This is a genomic window from Diaphorobacter sp. LR2014-1, assembly GCF_002916785.1.
Classification (GTDB): Bacteria; Pseudomonadota; Gammaproteobacteria; order Burkholderiales; family Burkholderiaceae_C; genus Diaphorobacter; species Diaphorobacter nitroreducens.
This window is the reverse complement of record NZ_MTBE01000018.1, coordinates 1-13,030: the sequence shown is the minus strand read 5'-3', so window position 1 is coordinate 13,030 and position 13,030 is coordinate 1. Positions and strand designations below refer to the sequence as shown.

Sequence of the window (13,030 nt, the reverse complement as noted above, 5' to 3'; positions counted from 1 at the left end):
ATCGCAACCCGGAGGGAACGGAGTGAAAACCGCGCCATTCGTCGTTGCCCTCCTAGCCAAGGCCCCGGCCTTGGCGTCGTCACGCGCCTAGATTGGCGCGGTTTTCACGCCATTCGCACTGGCAAAAATAGTGTGAACAGGCCCTAGCATGTTTTAGGGCTCCAGCGCTTTGACAGCAAGCGCTAGAAGCTATATTTTTAATAGCAATTACGCGGCACCGAGGGCGGTCAGATCGCAACAAGGTGAAACCCATGCTTTCAGCATGGTCGATAGCCAAAAGCTTTTTCGCCGCCTGCGAACATGGTGCAATGATAGCGTGTACGGGCTTTTGCCATCTCCGCCATCCCTGCACCATGCCACGCCTGACCTTGCCGCTGCTCCTATGCGCCACGCTGCTGGGCCCCGCCGCCCAGGCGGCGGATGTTGCGGCGCCTCCGGCCGCAGATGCCCAGGCCTGCCCCGCTCTGCTGCAGCACACCGTGCCGCGCCTGCAGGACGAGGCGCCGCAGGCCTTGTGCCAATACGCCGGCAAGGTGCTGCTGGTGGTCAACACGGCCAGCTACTGCGGCTTCACCGGCCAATACCAGGGCCTGGAAGAGCTGTACGCGCGCTACCGAGACCAAGGGCTGGTGGTGCTGGGCTTTCCGTCGAACGACTTTGCACAAGAAACCGGCAGTAACACCGAGATCGCCCAGTTCTGCGAAAACACGTTTGGCGTGCGCTTCCCGATGTTTGCCAAGAGCCACGTGAAGGGCGGCGAAGCCCTGCCGCTGTACCGCCAGCTCGCCGCAGCGTCCGCGGGGCAGACGCCACGCTGGAACTTCCACAAGTACCTGGTCAGCCGTTCGGGCAAGGTGGTGGGAAGCTACGGAAGTTCGGTGGAACCCCACAGCAAAGCGCTGATCCAGGCCATCGAGCAGCAACTGGCGGCGTCGCGTTGAGGCTTGGTGAAAATTTTTTAATTTTTTTATGGGTGAGATCTGGAACTTTTTACCATCACCCCCACTCTAGGAGCTAACCGTGGCCGCGAGTCCATCGCGGCGTGATCCGATAACCGTTTTTAACGTTGCGAAGCCTTCCAGGCCCTGCCTGGCTGCAACCCTGGGGCGCTTCTCCTCCCTCCCTCTCTTCATTCGTTTCGGGGCGCTTCGCAACTTTTTTTATTCCGCAGCAAAAAGCGCGCACTTCCTCACGGAAGGCGCGCTTTTTCTTTAGGTCCAGTGGGTCGGCGGTTCAGCGCGGCTGGGTGTCGATGAAACTCTGGCGCTGCATCAGCTTGTCCATCAGGCGGGCCAGGTTGGGGTGGTCCGTGCGCCAGGCGATGTCGGGAAAGCGGAACTCCAGCCACCCGAGCGCGCTGCCGACGGCAATGTCCGACAGCGTAAGGTGGATGCCGCTGCAATAAGGCTTGTCGCCCAGCCCCTTGCTCATGGACTGCAGGCTGGCGCGCGCCTTGGCGAGCTGCCGGTCGATCCACGCCTGGCTGCGCTCGCCGTCCTGACGGCCGGCCCAGGTGGCCTCCAGGCGCGCGAGGATGGCGGCGTCCAGCAGGCCGTCGGCCAGCGCCTCCCAGGTCTTGACCTCGGCGCGCTCGCGCCCCAGGGCGGGAATGAGCTTGCCCACGGGGGACAGCGTGTCCAGGTATTCCACGATCACGCGCGAATCGAACACCGCCTCACCGCCCTCCATGATCAGGCAGGGCACCTTGCCCAGCGGGTTGGACGCGCTGATGGCCGTGTCGTCGGCCCACACGTTCTCCTCGACGAACTGGTAATCCAGCTTTTTCTCGGCCAGCACCACGCGCACCTTGCGCACGTAGGGGCTCGTATTCGATCCGATCAGTTTCATGGTGGTGTGCAGCGCCTAGGGGGGATGGGGTTGGTCGGGTGAGCGCGATTCTAGGGGCGGGCGCGCCGGCCGGCCGCGGCCCTTCAGCATTCCAGGCGCCCACCTACAATGACGGCCCATGAGCCTGTCCACCATCACCGCCCTGTCGCCCCTAGACGGCCGCTACGCCGCCAAACTCTCCGCCCTGCGTCCCATCATGAGCGAGCACGGCTACATGCACCGCCGCGTGCAGGTGGAGGTGGCCTGGTTCATCGCGCTGTCGGACGCGGGATTTGCGGAGTTCAAGCCGCTGTCCACCGGCGCGCGCGCCTACCTGCTGGGCCTGGTGAAGAACTTCTCCGAGGCCGACGCGAGCGCCATCAAGGACATCGAGAAGACCACCAACCACGACGTGAAGGCCGTGGAATACTGGATCAAGTCCAAGTTCGAGGCCCGCCCCGAACTGGAGAAGGCTGCCGAGTTCGTGCACTTCGCCTGCACCAGCGAGGACATCAACAACACCAGCCATGCGCTGCAGATCCGCTCGGGCCGCGACCAGGTCATCCTGCCGGGCCTGGACCGCATCGTGCTCAAGCTGCGCGAGATGGCCCACCAGTTTGCCGACGTGCCCATGCTCAGCCGCACCCACGGCCAGACCGCCAGCCCCACCACGGTGGGCAAGGAGCTGGCCAACGTGGTCGTGCGCCTGCAGGCGGCCTGCGAGCGCATCGCGGCGGTGAAGATCCTGGGCAAGATGAACGGCGCCGTGGGCAACTACAACGCCCACCTGTCGGCCTGGCCCGACTTCGACTGGGAAGCCTTCAGCCGCAAGGTCGTGGAGACGCCCGAGCCGCTGGGCCTGGGCCTCACCTTCCAGCCCTACAGCATCCAGATCGAGCCGCACGACTACATGGCCGAGCTGTTCGACGCCATCGCCCGCGCCAACACCATCCTGGTGGACCTCTCGCGCGACATCTGGGGCTACGTGAGCCTGGGCTACTTCAAGCAAAAGCTCAAGGCGGGCGAGATCGGCTCGTCCACCATGCCCCACAAAGTCAATCCCATCGACTTCGAGAACGCCGAGGGCAACCTGGGCCTGGCCAATGCGCTGCTCAGGCACCTGTCCGAAAAGCTGCCCATCAGCCGCTGGCAGCGCGACCTCACCGACAGCACCGTGCTGCGCAACATCGGTGTGGCGCTGGGCTACGCCACGCTGGCCTATACCTCGCTGATGACCGGCCTGAACAAGCTGGAGCTGAACGAAGAAGCCCTGGCCGACGACCTCAACACCAGCTGGGAAGTGCTGGCCGAGCCCATCCAGACCGTGATGCGCCGCTACGGCGTGCAGGGCGCGTACGAGAAGCTCAAGGAAGTCACGCGCGGCAAGACCGTGACGGCCGAGGCGCTGCACGCGCTGATCAACGGCCTGGAGATCCCCCAAGCCGACAAGGACCGCCTGCTGGCCATGACGCCGGGCAGCTACACCGGCAAGGCGGCCGAGCTGGCGCGCCGCGTCTGATCCAGCCGGTTTGAGCCTTTTTGCCTGCCCGCGCTTGCCAGTCAAGCGCGGGCAGCTCTCATTTTGAAAGCATCCCATGGCCCTCAAGTCCACCATCTTCAAGGCGAACCTGCAAATCGCGGACATCGACCACGGTTACTACGCCGACCATGCACTCACCCTGGCGCGCCACCCCAGCGAAACCGACGAGCGCATGATGGTGCGGCTGGCCGCCTTGGCGCTGCAGGCCCACGAACTGCAGGACACCTGCCAGGGCGATGGCACGCTGGCGTTCGGCGCGGGCCTGTCCGATCCGGAGGACCCGGACGTATCGCTGACCGACTTCACGGGTCGCAAGCGGTTGTGGATCGAGGTCGGGCAGCCCGAGGACAAGCCGCTGACCAAGGCCTGCAGCAAATCCGATGCGGTCATCGTTTATTGTTTTCACCACGCAGCCGAGGTGTGGTGGAAGGGCATCGAGAACAAGCTCACGCGGCTGGACAAGCTGCAGGTCTGGCGCCTGCCCGCCGACGCCGCCCAGCAACTGGCGACACTGGCCGAGCGCAGCATGCAGCTGCAGGCGACGGTGCAGGAAGGCGGCCTCACGCTGAGCAGCACCCTGGGCAGCGTGCATGTGGAACCGCTGCGCTGGAAGTAACGTGGCGTTTTGAGCAAAAACACCTCTAGCGCCCGACCAACAAGCGCCACCAGCTCCTGAATAAATAGCAATCTACTGCGGCATCAAGGCGCCGCAATTCCAGCACTGCTCGAAGCCGCCCTCGATCGCCTCGCCGCACGCGTGGCAGCGCCACTGGCGCTGCGGCAGATGCTGGAACTCCCGCAACAGCGCACGGGCGCGTTCTGCATGTTCGGGGTACGTGAGCCAGATCTCGGGCAGGCACTCTCCTGGCGGCAGGTGGCCCGCCGCCGCGCCCAGATGCTGGCGCTGCACGCTGGCGGGCATGCCGGCTTCGCACAGCAGGTCGCGCCACAGCGTGGCCATGGCGATATCGGGGGCCTGGGTCAAACGCAGCATGCGGCCACCTTAGCCGGCGCGCGCCCCGCCGTAAAGCCGGTCAACCAGCGCCGGGAGCGCCGCCGGCGCAATCGGCGGGGCGCTCGGCCGCACGTTCGGCATAGCGCGTGAAGCGCAGCGCCGTGCCCTCGCGGGTGATGCGCCGCCACACGGCGCGCTTGTCCATCGGGCTCATCGCCAGCCAGTGCTGCACCTCGGCAAAGCTGCGCCCGCAGCCCTTGCACCATTCATCCCCCTGGCTGGTGGAGCAGATGGCGATGCACGGTGTGTCGGGTGTGGTCTCATACCAGGCCAGCCACGCCGCCAGCGCCGCGGCGGGCATCTGCTGCGGCGCCACGTCCTCGGCCCGCGCAAACACCATGCGGCCATACACCTCGGCCAGCGCCTCGATTTCCGGCGCCAGTCCCACGCCATCGGGCGATGGGGCGCGGGCGCGCCAATGATTGATGGCGGCTTCGATATCGGCGATGTGGATGCAGGACATGGCGGGTAAGGGCGCGCCGATGATACCGCCCGTCCCGGTGTGTTCCATGCGCATGGCGGCGGGGCCGCCAGGGCCATTCGCTATGTTTTAAATAGCATGACAGACATATTCCGTCGCGCGTCTGGCAACATTTTCTTCAAACCGCCTTGCGCAAAAAACGCCTGCCGCTTGCGCGCCGCCCTCGTGCCATGTTCCAATCGCAGGTTCGAAGGGGAGTAGCTCCTGACCTCCAAGTCCTGACGGCCATCGGCCCCGGGGTGCGGAGGCTCTCGGTCTGTCGTCAGTACGAAGCGCACCGCTTCCGGCAGCCCGGGCCCGGCATGCGCCACGCATCGCACGCGGGCTGAGCAAGACCTTTGATGGCCCTGCGGGGCTGATCAAGGCCGTCCTTACCTCTTCGCGCGTCGCAACCCACGCGGGTGGACGAGTCCCTGGTCACCGTGCAGTGTCTCTCTTGCGGAGCCGCCCACCGCCACCTACAGTGGCTGCGGGCCTCCTTTCGGTTACTGATAACGAGGACTTTATGGAATTTCTGACTTCACCCGAGTTCTGGGTTGCACTGGGGCAGATCATCATCATCGACATCCTGCTCGGTGGTGACAACGCCGTGGTGATCGCCCTGGCCTGCCGCAAGCTGCCGCCCGCGCAGCGCACCAAGGGCATCATCTGGGGCACGGCGGGCGCCATCATCCTGCGCGTGGTCCTGATTGCCTTCGCGATGACGCTGTTGAACCTGCCCTTCCTGAAAGTGGTGGGCGCCATCCTGCTGGTATGGATCGGCGTGAAGCTGCTGGCCCCCGACGAGGACGGCCACGGCAGCGTGGCCGAGAGCGACAAGCTGCTGGCCGCCATCAAGACCATCATCGTGGCCGACCTGGTGATGAGCGTGGACAACGTGATCGCCATTGCCGGCGCCGCGCAGAACGCGGGCGACCACTCGCTGCTGCTGGTGGTGCTGGGCCTGCTGATCTCCATCCCGATCATCGTGTGGGGCAGCCAACTGGTCATCAAGCTCATGGAGCGCTTCCCGGTCATCATCACCGCCGGCGGCATGCTGCTGGGCTGGATCGCCGGCGGCATGCTGGTCTCTGACCCCGCGCTGGCCAACCCCGACAAGTGGCAGTGGATGTTCAAGCTGGAGCAGTCCGACACTCTGAAGTACGCCGCCAGCGTGGCCGGCGCCCTGCTGGTGCTGGTGGTCGGCAAGGCCATCGTCGCGCAGCGCGGCAAGACGGCCCCTGCACAGCACGGCTGAAACAGGCCTTCCTGCACACGCACCCATAGGCCCGACAGGAGATCCGCCATGGACAAGGTCATCGTGTATGTGGACGACGCAGCCTACGCGCGGCAAGTCCTGGAGCCGCTGGCGACCCCCGCCACTGCGGGCACGATCCACTGGGTGCTGGTGGCCTGCGCACCGCGCATGACGCACCGCATCAGCAAATGGGTGAGCCATAGCGCACGCGAGAACTGGCGCGCCAAATGGGCGGACAAGCTGTTTGCCCAGCTGCAGCCCTGGCTGCGGGCGGAGGGTGCGCCCATCAGCACGGTATTGGCCAAGGGGCCGCTGCCCGAGCTGCTGGCGCAGCTGCAGGCCGAGCATGGCGCGTGCAGGGTGGTAGACGCCCGTCGCCCCAAACTGGAACAGGAGGTGAACACCCCGACCGACGCAGCGCCCGCCGCCGCGCCGGTCATCGTGCGCAAACCGCCACGGCGCTGGACGGTGCCCGGCTCGCTCGCCAGCCTGGGCCTGCTGTTCATGCTGGCCGCCGACTGATCGGCACGGCAGGACTCGGCAAAACCACTGTTCAGCCCAGCCGGCCCATCGCGTGCAAGCGCAGATGGGCCGGCTTTTTTTACACGCGCTCATGCCGCATGCGGCGCGGCGCATTCGCCGGCCCGGTGCTATGCTGCGCGCCATGCGACTACTGCTCAAATGGCTGCTGAGCGCGGCCGCCCTGCTTTGCGTGGCCTACCTCTACAGCGGCGTGGAGGTGCGCAGCTTCGGCGCTGCACTGATCGCAGCCTTTGTGATTGGCCTGTTCAACGTGGTGCTGCGCCCGGTCCTCGTGGTGCTGACGCTGCCGGTGACCATCGTCACCATCGGGCTGTTCCTCTTCGTGATCAACGCGCTCATGTTCTGGGCCGCCGCCTCGGTGCTGGGCGACGGTTTCCAGGTACACGGCTTTACCGCCGCGCTGATCGGTTCGCTGATCTACTCTCTGCTGGGCATGCTGATCGAATCAGCGCTCGGCGGCCTGTTCCTTAAGAAGTGACTCCACGGCACGCAGCCGCGTGTCGATGATCGACGCTTCGATGTAGTCCCCCGCAGCGCTGCTGCGCCGCGCAAGGTCCTGCCCCGCCTTGAAACGATCCACCGCGGCCGCGTAGTCATAGCGTGCGGCGTGTGCCTCGGCCTCGGCGCGCACGGCGCGCAGGGACTGCCCCTGCTGTTGCCATACCTGCGCCAGCGCTTGCCAGACGGTCGCGTCCCGAGGATGCGTGGCTACCCAGGTCTGCAAGGGCCCCGCCATCTCGCCTGCCACGCCCGTGCGCAGCAGGGCCTGGGTGCGCAGCAGCATTTCGGGCCGTGCGGGCGCGGGCGCGCTGGGCACACCGCTGCCTTCCGTGACGACGCTGCCCTGCAGGTACGTCAGCGCCGCGGGCGCATCGCCCGCAGCCAGCTCCAGCTCGGCACCCAGCAGGCGCGCCTGGCGCAACGCTGCAGCATCGGTACCTGCGCTGGACTGCAGCGCACGCAACGCCTTGCGCGCAGCCGCCATGTCGCCCAACTGCACCGCGCTGAGGGTGGCCGCATACCAGGCCGCCACCCGCTGCGGTGCGGGCCGTGCGGCAAAGCCGGCGTCCTGCGGCTCGGCAACCCACTGTCGCCAAGCGTCGACACCGGGGCGCATCAGCACGCGCGCGCGCGCAGCCATCATCAGGTGCTCCAGCGTAGCCCGCGCGGGCTGCGCCGCACCCGGCGGAATGCGGCTGTGCATGTCCGCGATGCGCTGCGTGGTCAAGGGGTGGCTGCGCAGGTAGGGCCAACTGCCGTTGTCGTTGATGCGGTTGGCCTGCTGCAGCTTGTCGAACATGCCCACGAAGCCCTGCGGCGCAAAACCGGCGGGCGCCATCAGGCCGTAGCCCACACGGTCGGCCTCGCGCTCCATGTCGCGCGAGAAGTTCAGCTGGCTCTGCACGGCCAGCGCCTGCCCACCCACCATCAGGGCCTGGGCCGCATCGGGGCTGCGGCTCGCAGCCAGCGCGCCGAGGATCAGCGCACCCAGCATCAGCGGCGTCTGCCGCCCCTGCTGCGCGATCAGGCGTGAAATATGGCGCTGGGTGACATGGCTGAGTTCGTGTGCCAGCACCGACGCGAGCTCGTCGCGCGTGCTCACCACGCCGATCAACCCCAGGTGCACGCCAAAGTAGCCGCCCGGCAGGGCAAATGCGTTCACCGTACGGTCGCGGCCCAGCAAGATCTCCCAGGCAAAGCGTTCCTCGAGTTCGGGCGACAATTCCCCCCGCGCCTTGGCGGCCTGCACCAGTGGCTGGAACAAGCCCTGCACATACTCATTCAGCACCGCGTCATCGATGTAATCCGGGTCGCGGTACAGCTCGCGGATGATGCGGTCGCCCAGCTTGCGCTCGGCGCTGGTCGTCATCTCCAGGCCGTCTCCCAATGTGGGCAGCGATGGCTGTGCCACCACAGCCGGTGCTTGCAGGGAGCCAAATGCTATAAAAAAAGAAGCTGTCAGCGCTTTCCAGCTGGGCGCTGGGAGCCAATTTTGTAGAGAACCTTGCACACAACTCCTCCACCCGCGCGAACGGGCCGGCCATCAATCGCGGCCATCTGCACATGGCCGTATGATGCCCCGGCCATTGGAATGTTTCGCACCCGGTTGTAAACCCGCCTTATGACAACGTCCCCCTCTCCCCTCACCCACTTCGACGCCCAAGGCCAGGCCCACATGGTGGACGTCGGCGCCAAACCGGCCACGCACCGCGTGGCCATTGCCACGGGCCGCATCGAGATGCAGCCCGCCACACTGGCGCTGGTCGAGTCGGGCACCGCCAAGAAGGGCGACGTGCTCGGCGTAGCGCGCATCGCCGGCATCCAGGGCGCCAAGAAGACCAGCGACCTCATCCCCCTGTGCCACCCCTTGGCACTGACCCGCGTGGCGCTGGACTTTGCCCCCGCCAGTGCACAGTACCCCGGCGCCACCGGCATTGCCTGCACCGCCACGGTGGAAACCGTGGGCCCCACGGGCGTGGAGATGGAGGCCCTCACCGCCGTGCAGGTGGCCCTGCTCACCATTTACGACATGTGCAAGGCGGCCGACCGCGGCATGTCCATCCACGACGTGCGCGTGCTGCAAAAGCACGGGGGCAAGTCGGGGAGTTATGTGGCGGACTGATGCACGATGCTCCTTGCCAGGCGCAGACTGCTACCATGACCACCTACCCCGGAGCGAGCCATGTCCCTACCCGCACCACAGCCGGTTTTTGATGCCCAGGCCTACCTTGCCTGGGAGGCCGAGCAAAGCACCAAGCACGAGTACCACGACGGTGAGGTATTTGCGATGGCGGGCGCGTCAGACGCCCATGTGACGGTGGCAGGCAATGTGTACATGGCCCTGCGCAACCACCTGCGCGGCAGCCCCTGCAGCGTGTTCATCTCTGACATGAAGCTGCGCGTGGAAGAAGACAACGCGTTTTTTTACCCCGATGTCTTCGTCACCTGCGCCGACAGCGACCGTGGGCAGAGCCACAGCAAGAGTGCCCCCGTGCTGGTAGTGGAAGTGCTGTCCCCCGCCACCAGCGCCTACGACCGCGGCGCCAAGTTTGCTGCCTACCGCAAGCTGCCCACACTGCGCGAATACGCCCTGATCGACCCCGAGCGCCTGAGCCTCGATTTGTTTCGCCGCGATGGCGACAGCAAGCGCTGGGTGCTGCACCCCATCGAGGCTGGCGGCCACGTCGAATGGGCCAGCGTGGGCCTTCAAGTGCCGCTGGAGGCCCTGTACGAAGACGTGCCTATGACGACGACGGGGCCACAACCACACCCGGCGCCCGACCAGGCATGAGCGGCTCGCCCGACGCCCCGTTCTTCTTCTGCCAGCGCGCATGGTCTTTGGGGTACGCCACCCGGTAGCGCTGCAAATGGAACGCGGCTTCGTCGTCCAGGCCCAGCAGGGTGGCGCTTTCGATCAGGCGCTCGATCACGCGGGGCTCGGGTGAATAGTGCAGCATGCGCAGGGCCAGCGCCTGCCCGCCCACCATCAGGGCCTGGGCCGCATCGGGACTGCGACTGGCCGCCAGGGCGCCCAGGATCATGGTGCCCAGCATCAGCGGCGTCTGCCGCCCCTGCTGCGCGATCAGGCGTGAAATATGGCGCTGGGTGACATGGCTGAGTTCGTGCGCCAGCACCGACGCGAGCTCGTCGCGCGTACTCACCACGCCGATCAGCCCCAGGTGCACGCCGAAGTAGCCCCCAGGGAGGGCGAAAGCATTCACCGTCCGGTCCTTGCCCAACAGCACCTCCCAGGCAAAGCGCTCTTCCAGCTCGGGAGACAGCTCACCCCGCGCCTTAGCCGCCGCACGCAGCGACTGGAACAGTCCATCGACATATTCATGGAGAACCGCATCGTCGATGTAGTCCGGATCGCGATAGAGCTCACGAATGATGCTGTCGCCCAGCTTGCGCTCGGCGCTGGTCGTCATCTCCGCACCATCGCCCAGCATGGGCAAAGCGCTCTGCGCATGGACGCTCGGCGCCAGCAGACCTTCCAATGCTATTAAAAAAGAAGCTGCTAGCGCTTTACCCATCTGCCCTAGAGCCCAATTTGGCTTGAAGTTTCGCACAAGACTCCCCAGTCCAACCCTACGGTACATCGCCGTATGATGCCCTCACTCCCTGATTGTTTCGCCCTGCTTGTAACCCGCCATGTCCACGCCTTTTCCCCCCCTCACCCATTTCGACGCCGAAGGCCGCGCCCATATGGTGGATGTGGGCGCCAAGCAGCACACCCATCGCATTGCCGTAGCGACCGGGCGCATCACCATGCTGCCCGCAACCCTGGAGCTCATTGCATCAGGCACTGCCAAGAAAGGAGATGTGCTCGGGGTGGCACGCATCGCCGGCATCATGGCTGCCAAGAAAACCAGCGAGCTGATCCCCCTGTGCCACCCGTTGGCCTTGACACGCGTAGCGGTGGAATTTGAACTGCTGCGCGCCGACAACGCCGTGCAGTGCAAAGCCACCGCAGAAACCGTGGGCCCGACCGGGGTGGAAATGGAAGCCCTCACCGCCGTGCAGATCGCGCTGCTGACCATCTACGACATGTGCAAGGCCGCAGACAAGCGCATGGTGATGACCGGCGTGCAGGTGCTGGAGAAGCACGGGGGCAAGTCGGGGAGCTTTGTGGCCTGATGCGGGCCACGGAATGTGGGTGGCCTGCCCGGAGGGACTCGAACCCCCGACCTATTGCTTAGAAGGCAATTGCTCTATCCGGTTGAGCTACGGGCAGCATGCGCAGGAAAGGGCGGATCATACGAGGAAACCCCCTCGGACTGGCGCTTGACGGGCTCAAAGAAGAACCTTCTCGCGCTCCACCCGCTGCAGGAAATCAGGCGGCAAACCCCGCCGCTCCACCACATCCACCCTGAAGGGCAAATCGCTTTGCTCGAACGCATCCTCCAGTGCCGCCCATTCATCCCAGGCCAGCGGCTGCCGGGTCTGCAGCAACAAATCCACGTCCGAGAAAGGGCGAGCCCTACCCGCCGCGCGCGATCCAAACACCCAGACCCGTGCCCCAGGCACCGCCGCATCTACGATGCGGCGGATTTCGCTGCGCTGGGCTGGGCTGAGCGCAAGGGAGGCAACAGGGCCGGTGCTCATGAGTCTGCCTGCTCGCGTGCGACAGCCCGCTCCAGCGCTTGCAGCAACGCCAGGGCATCGTGGCTGAACGCACCAATGGCAGCCGCCACTTGCGCCGCCTTGGCCTCATCGTAGGTGTGGCTGGTGGCATTGCGCATGGCACGCCAGCGGCGCCAAGCCTGCGGGTCTTGCAACAGCCCGGCATCCGCCCCCAACCTCACAAGGTCATTGAAAGACAAATCCTGAACCAGATCGGCAGCCAGAGACCGCTCAACCAGCACACGCCGCAGCATGCGCAGTGCGATCTCGTAGGTGTACTCGAAGGACTGGATCACCGCCGAGCGCAAATGCGGCTTGAATACCGAGCCCTCCGGCTGATCCTGCCAAAGCTGCAAAGCCTCCGCCATTTGCGCATACGACTTGCGCAGGGCTGTCAGGTCAATGCTGGGAGTCGATGAAACAGGCATGGCCGCATTGTGGCAGCGGAATAGGAGGCACGGCAAATGGACTGCTGGATGCCCTCCCCGCTGTCTTGCTGGCCGCTACGTTGCATGGTTCGGCCCGTCATCCATAGATCCGCCTCAGTGGCGTGGCTGGTGGCCGGTGAAGCACGTGCAACGACGAGTGCTGTCGTACGGCAGCTGCGGGAGCGGGCGCCAGGGTGACGGTCTCGCATGCCCGCGTTGGATCTCAGGAAGCACCCCGGTGCAAGTAACAGCACCGAGGTGGGTAAGGAGAGGCTGCGGCAAACCGCCATTGGCGCGCCCCGCCGTGGGTCAGCGCTTCGCGTATTCAGCGGTCAGCAGGTTAAGGATCGCTGGCACCGTGTCGTAGCGCAATGCGTTCCCTTTGGGCGTGGCGTATTCCAAGTACAAATTATTGTCGGTGGATAGGAGCCCGCGCATGCTGGGATCGAAATGGGAGAGCATGGCATCGACTTGTTCTGGCCCCGCCACCAAACGCTTGTGTAGATCCGTGGCCGTAAGGTCGTCGTCCTTCATCGTGCGGGCCAGGGCATCGCGCTGTGCATTGCTAGTGTCCTGAGTTAGAAATTCGCAGACAAAATCTTTCAACGCTTGCAAGGATGTCTTGGGCAGACTTGGCCCAGACGAATGGTTTTGGATCAGCGTTGTTGAGTTTGAGGTATTGGCGGATTGCTTGTTCGAGCTGTCTTGTTGATCTGTGCGTGCCGCGACGGATGTACTTCTCAGTGAGGGTAGCGAACCAACGCTCTACCTGGTTCAGCCAGGATGCCGAGGTGGGAGTGAAGTGCACGTGAAACCTGGGGTGTCTGGCGAACCA

17 protein-coding genes, 1 tRNA gene and 1 pseudogene are annotated in these 13,030 nt (G+C 65.2%); 9 read left to right on the top strand and 10 right to left on the bottom strand.

Features of this window, described 5'->3' with window-relative positions; genetic code table 11:
• The first annotated feature begins 353 nt into the window (after positions 1-353).
• The gene (locus BV908_RS13115; RefSeq protein WP_103738378.1) at positions 354-941 is read left to right on the top strand and encodes a glutathione peroxidase; all 588 of its coding nucleotides are present in this window, start codon (positions 354-356) and stop codon (positions 939-941) included.
• 292 nt (positions 942-1,233) lie between these two features.
• On the opposite strand, the gene BV908_RS13110 is transcribed toward BV908_RS13115, so the two are convergent.
• The gene (locus tag BV908_RS13110; protein ID WP_011807108.1) at positions 1,234-1,848 is read right to left on the bottom strand and encodes a glutathione S-transferase N-terminal domain-containing protein; all 615 of its coding nucleotides are present in this window, start codon (positions 1,846-1,848) and stop codon (positions 1,234-1,236) included.
• A gap of 118 nt (positions 1,849-1,966) precedes the next feature.
• On the opposite strand from BV908_RS13110, the gene purB reads away from it, so the two are divergent.
• Both purB and BV908_RS13100 read left to right on the top strand, forming a co-directional pair.
• On the top strand, positions 1,967-3,346 hold the full coding sequence (gene purB, locus BV908_RS13105) for an adenylosuccinate lyase (RefSeq protein ID WP_088888083.1): 1,380 nt from the start codon (positions 1,967-1,969) through the stop codon (positions 3,344-3,346).
• A gap of 76 nt (positions 3,347-3,422) precedes the next feature.
• Entirely contained in the window at positions 3,423-3,983 is a 561-nt protein-coding gene (locus BV908_RS13100; protein ID WP_011807110.1) for a YaeQ family protein, read from the top strand.
• A 72-nt stretch (positions 3,984-4,055) separates the two neighbouring features.
• Here BV908_RS13100 and BV908_RS13095 read toward each other — a convergent pair whose 3' ends face one another.
• Entirely contained in the window at positions 4,056-4,361 is a 306-nt protein-coding gene (locus BV908_RS13095; protein WP_011807111.1) for a DUF2007 domain-containing protein, read from the bottom strand.
• Between the two features lie 40 nt (positions 4,362-4,401).
• Positions 4,402-4,845, bottom strand: coding sequence for a DUF3717 domain-containing protein (locus tag BV908_RS13090; protein ID WP_103738417.1), 444 nt, complete (start codon positions 4,843-4,845; stop codon positions 4,402-4,404).
• 523 nt (positions 4,846-5,368) lie between these two features.
• Here BV908_RS13090 and BV908_RS13085 point away from each other — a divergent pair.
• The 3 genes from BV908_RS13085 (at position 5,369) to BV908_RS13075 (ending at position 7,121) form a co-directional block, all read left to right on the top strand.
• Positions 5,369-6,100, top strand: coding sequence for a TerC family protein (locus tag BV908_RS13085; RefSeq protein WP_011807113.1), 732 nt, complete (start codon positions 5,369-5,371; stop codon positions 6,098-6,100).
• Between the two features lie 48 nt (positions 6,101-6,148).
• Positions 6,149-6,622: a hypothetical protein gene (locus BV908_RS13080; protein ID WP_103738377.1), complete on the top strand. Its 474-nt coding sequence runs from the start codon at positions 6,149-6,151 to the stop codon at positions 6,620-6,622.
• Positions 6,623-6,764: 142 nt separating this feature from the next.
• Entirely contained in the window at positions 6,765-7,121 is a 357-nt protein-coding gene (locus BV908_RS13075) for a phage holin family protein (RefSeq protein WP_041836445.1), read from the top strand.
• On the opposite strand, the gene BV908_RS13070 is transcribed toward BV908_RS13075, so the two are convergent.
• A complete protein-coding gene (locus tag BV908_RS13070) occupies positions 7,089-8,654 on the bottom strand; it encodes a M48 family metalloprotease (protein WP_103738376.1) in 1,566 nt (521 codons plus the stop codon). The two genes, BV908_RS13075 and BV908_RS13070, sit on opposite strands and share 33 nt — an antisense overlap.
• 111 nt (positions 8,655-8,765) lie before the next feature.
• On the opposite strand from BV908_RS13070, the gene moaC (BV908_RS13065) reads away from it, so the two are divergent.
• Together moaC (BV908_RS13065) and BV908_RS13060 are read left to right on the top strand one after the other, a co-directional pair.
• Positions 8,766-9,266 (top strand): cyclic pyranopterin monophosphate synthase MoaC, encoded by a 501-nt coding sequence (gene moaC, locus BV908_RS13065; protein WP_103738375.1) that lies wholly within the window; start codon positions 8,766-8,768, stop codon positions 9,264-9,266.
• Positions 9,267-9,326: 60 nt separating this feature from the next.
• Positions 9,327-9,935, top strand: coding sequence for a Uma2 family endonuclease (locus tag BV908_RS13060; RefSeq protein ID WP_103738374.1), 609 nt, complete (start codon positions 9,327-9,329; stop codon positions 9,933-9,935).
• Here BV908_RS13060 and BV908_RS13055 read toward each other — a convergent pair.
• Positions 9,886-10,677: a Wzy polymerase domain-containing protein gene (locus BV908_RS13055; RefSeq protein WP_103738373.1), complete on the bottom strand. Its 792-nt coding sequence runs from the start codon at positions 10,675-10,677 to the stop codon at positions 9,886-9,888. The genes BV908_RS13060 and BV908_RS13055 overlap by 50 nt on opposite strands.
• 118 nt (positions 10,678-10,795) lie before the next feature.
• On the opposite strand from BV908_RS13055, the gene moaC (BV908_RS13050) reads away from it, so the two are divergent.
• Positions 10,796-11,281, top strand: coding sequence for a cyclic pyranopterin monophosphate synthase MoaC (gene moaC / locus BV908_RS13050; RefSeq protein ID WP_047349400.1), 486 nt, complete (start codon positions 10,796-10,798; stop codon positions 11,279-11,281).
• A 20-nt stretch (positions 11,282-11,301) separates the two neighbouring features.
• Here the strand turns inward: moaC (BV908_RS13050) and BV908_RS13045 are convergent.
• The 5 genes and pseudogenes from BV908_RS13045 to BV908_RS13025 all read right to left on the bottom strand — a co-directional run.
• Positions 11,302-11,378, bottom strand: a tRNA-Arg gene (locus BV908_RS13045).
• Between the two features lie 59 nt (positions 11,379-11,437).
• The gene (locus tag BV908_RS13040) at positions 11,438-11,749 is read right to left on the bottom strand and encodes a nucleotidyltransferase domain-containing protein (RefSeq protein ID WP_011807118.1); all 312 of its coding nucleotides are present in this window, start codon (positions 11,747-11,749) and stop codon (positions 11,438-11,440) included.
• Positions 11,746-12,195 (bottom strand): HI0074 family nucleotidyltransferase substrate-binding subunit, encoded by a 450-nt coding sequence (locus BV908_RS13035; RefSeq protein ID WP_011807119.1) that lies wholly within the window; start codon positions 12,193-12,195, stop codon positions 11,746-11,748. Before BV908_RS13035 ends, BV908_RS13040 begins: the two co-directional genes overlap by 4 nt.
• Positions 12,196-12,504: 309 nt before the next feature.
• Positions 12,505-12,810, bottom strand: a complete 306-nt coding sequence (locus BV908_RS13030) for a hypothetical protein (protein ID WP_172751390.1) — start codon at positions 12,808-12,810, stop codon at positions 12,505-12,507.
• Positions 12,761-13,030 (bottom strand): annotated as a pseudogene (locus BV908_RS13025) (IS630 family transposase); the annotation flags it as partial. The pseudogene BV908_RS13025 and the gene BV908_RS13030, both read right to left, overlap by 50 nt.

Bases quoted from the DNA above. Each gene is read 5' to 3' on its own strand.
- BV908_RS13115 (WP_103738378.1), top strand. From the start codon at position 354: ATGCCACGCCTGACCTTGCCGCTGCTCCTATGCGCCACGCTGCTGGGC.
- BV908_RS13110 (WP_011807108.1), bottom strand. From the start codon at position 1,848: ATGAAACTGATCGGATCGAATACGAGCCCCTACGTGCGCAAGGTGCGC.
- purB (WP_088888083.1), top strand. From the start codon at position 1,967: ATGAGCCTGTCCACCATCACCGCCCTGTCGCCCCTAGACGGCCGCTAC.
- BV908_RS13100 (WP_011807110.1), top strand. From the start codon at position 3,423: ATGGCCCTCAAGTCCACCATCTTCAAGGCGAACCTGCAAATCGCGGAC.
- BV908_RS13095 (WP_011807111.1), bottom strand. From the start codon at position 4,361: ATGCTGCGTTTGACCCAGGCCCCCGATATCGCCATGGCCACGCTGTGG.
- BV908_RS13090 (WP_103738417.1), bottom strand. From the start codon at position 4,845: ATGTCCTGCATCCACATCGCCGATATCGAAGCCGCCATCAATCATTGG.
- BV908_RS13085 (WP_011807113.1), top strand. From the start codon at position 5,369: ATGGAATTTCTGACTTCACCCGAGTTCTGGGTTGCACTGGGGCAGATC.
- BV908_RS13080 (WP_103738377.1), top strand. From the start codon at position 6,149: ATGGACAAGGTCATCGTGTATGTGGACGACGCAGCCTACGCGCGGCAA.
- BV908_RS13075 (WP_041836445.1), top strand. From the start codon at position 6,765: ATGCGACTACTGCTCAAATGGCTGCTGAGCGCGGCCGCCCTGCTTTGC.
- moaC (WP_103738375.1), top strand. From the start codon at position 8,766: ATGACAACGTCCCCCTCTCCCCTCACCCACTTCGACGCCCAAGGCCAG.
- BV908_RS13060 (WP_103738374.1), top strand. From the start codon at position 9,327: ATGTCCCTACCCGCACCACAGCCGGTTTTTGATGCCCAGGCCTACCTT.
- BV908_RS13055 (WP_103738373.1), bottom strand. From the start codon at position 10,677: ATGGGTAAAGCGCTAGCAGCTTCTTTTTTAATAGCATTGGAAGGTCTG.
- moaC (WP_047349400.1), top strand. From the start codon at position 10,796: ATGTCCACGCCTTTTCCCCCCCTCACCCATTTCGACGCCGAAGGCCGC.
- BV908_RS13040 (WP_011807118.1), bottom strand. From the start codon at position 11,749: ATGAGCACCGGCCCTGTTGCCTCCCTTGCGCTCAGCCCAGCCCAGCGC.
- BV908_RS13035 (WP_011807119.1), bottom strand. From the start codon at position 12,195: ATGCCTGTTTCATCGACTCCCAGCATTGACCTGACAGCCCTGCGCAAG.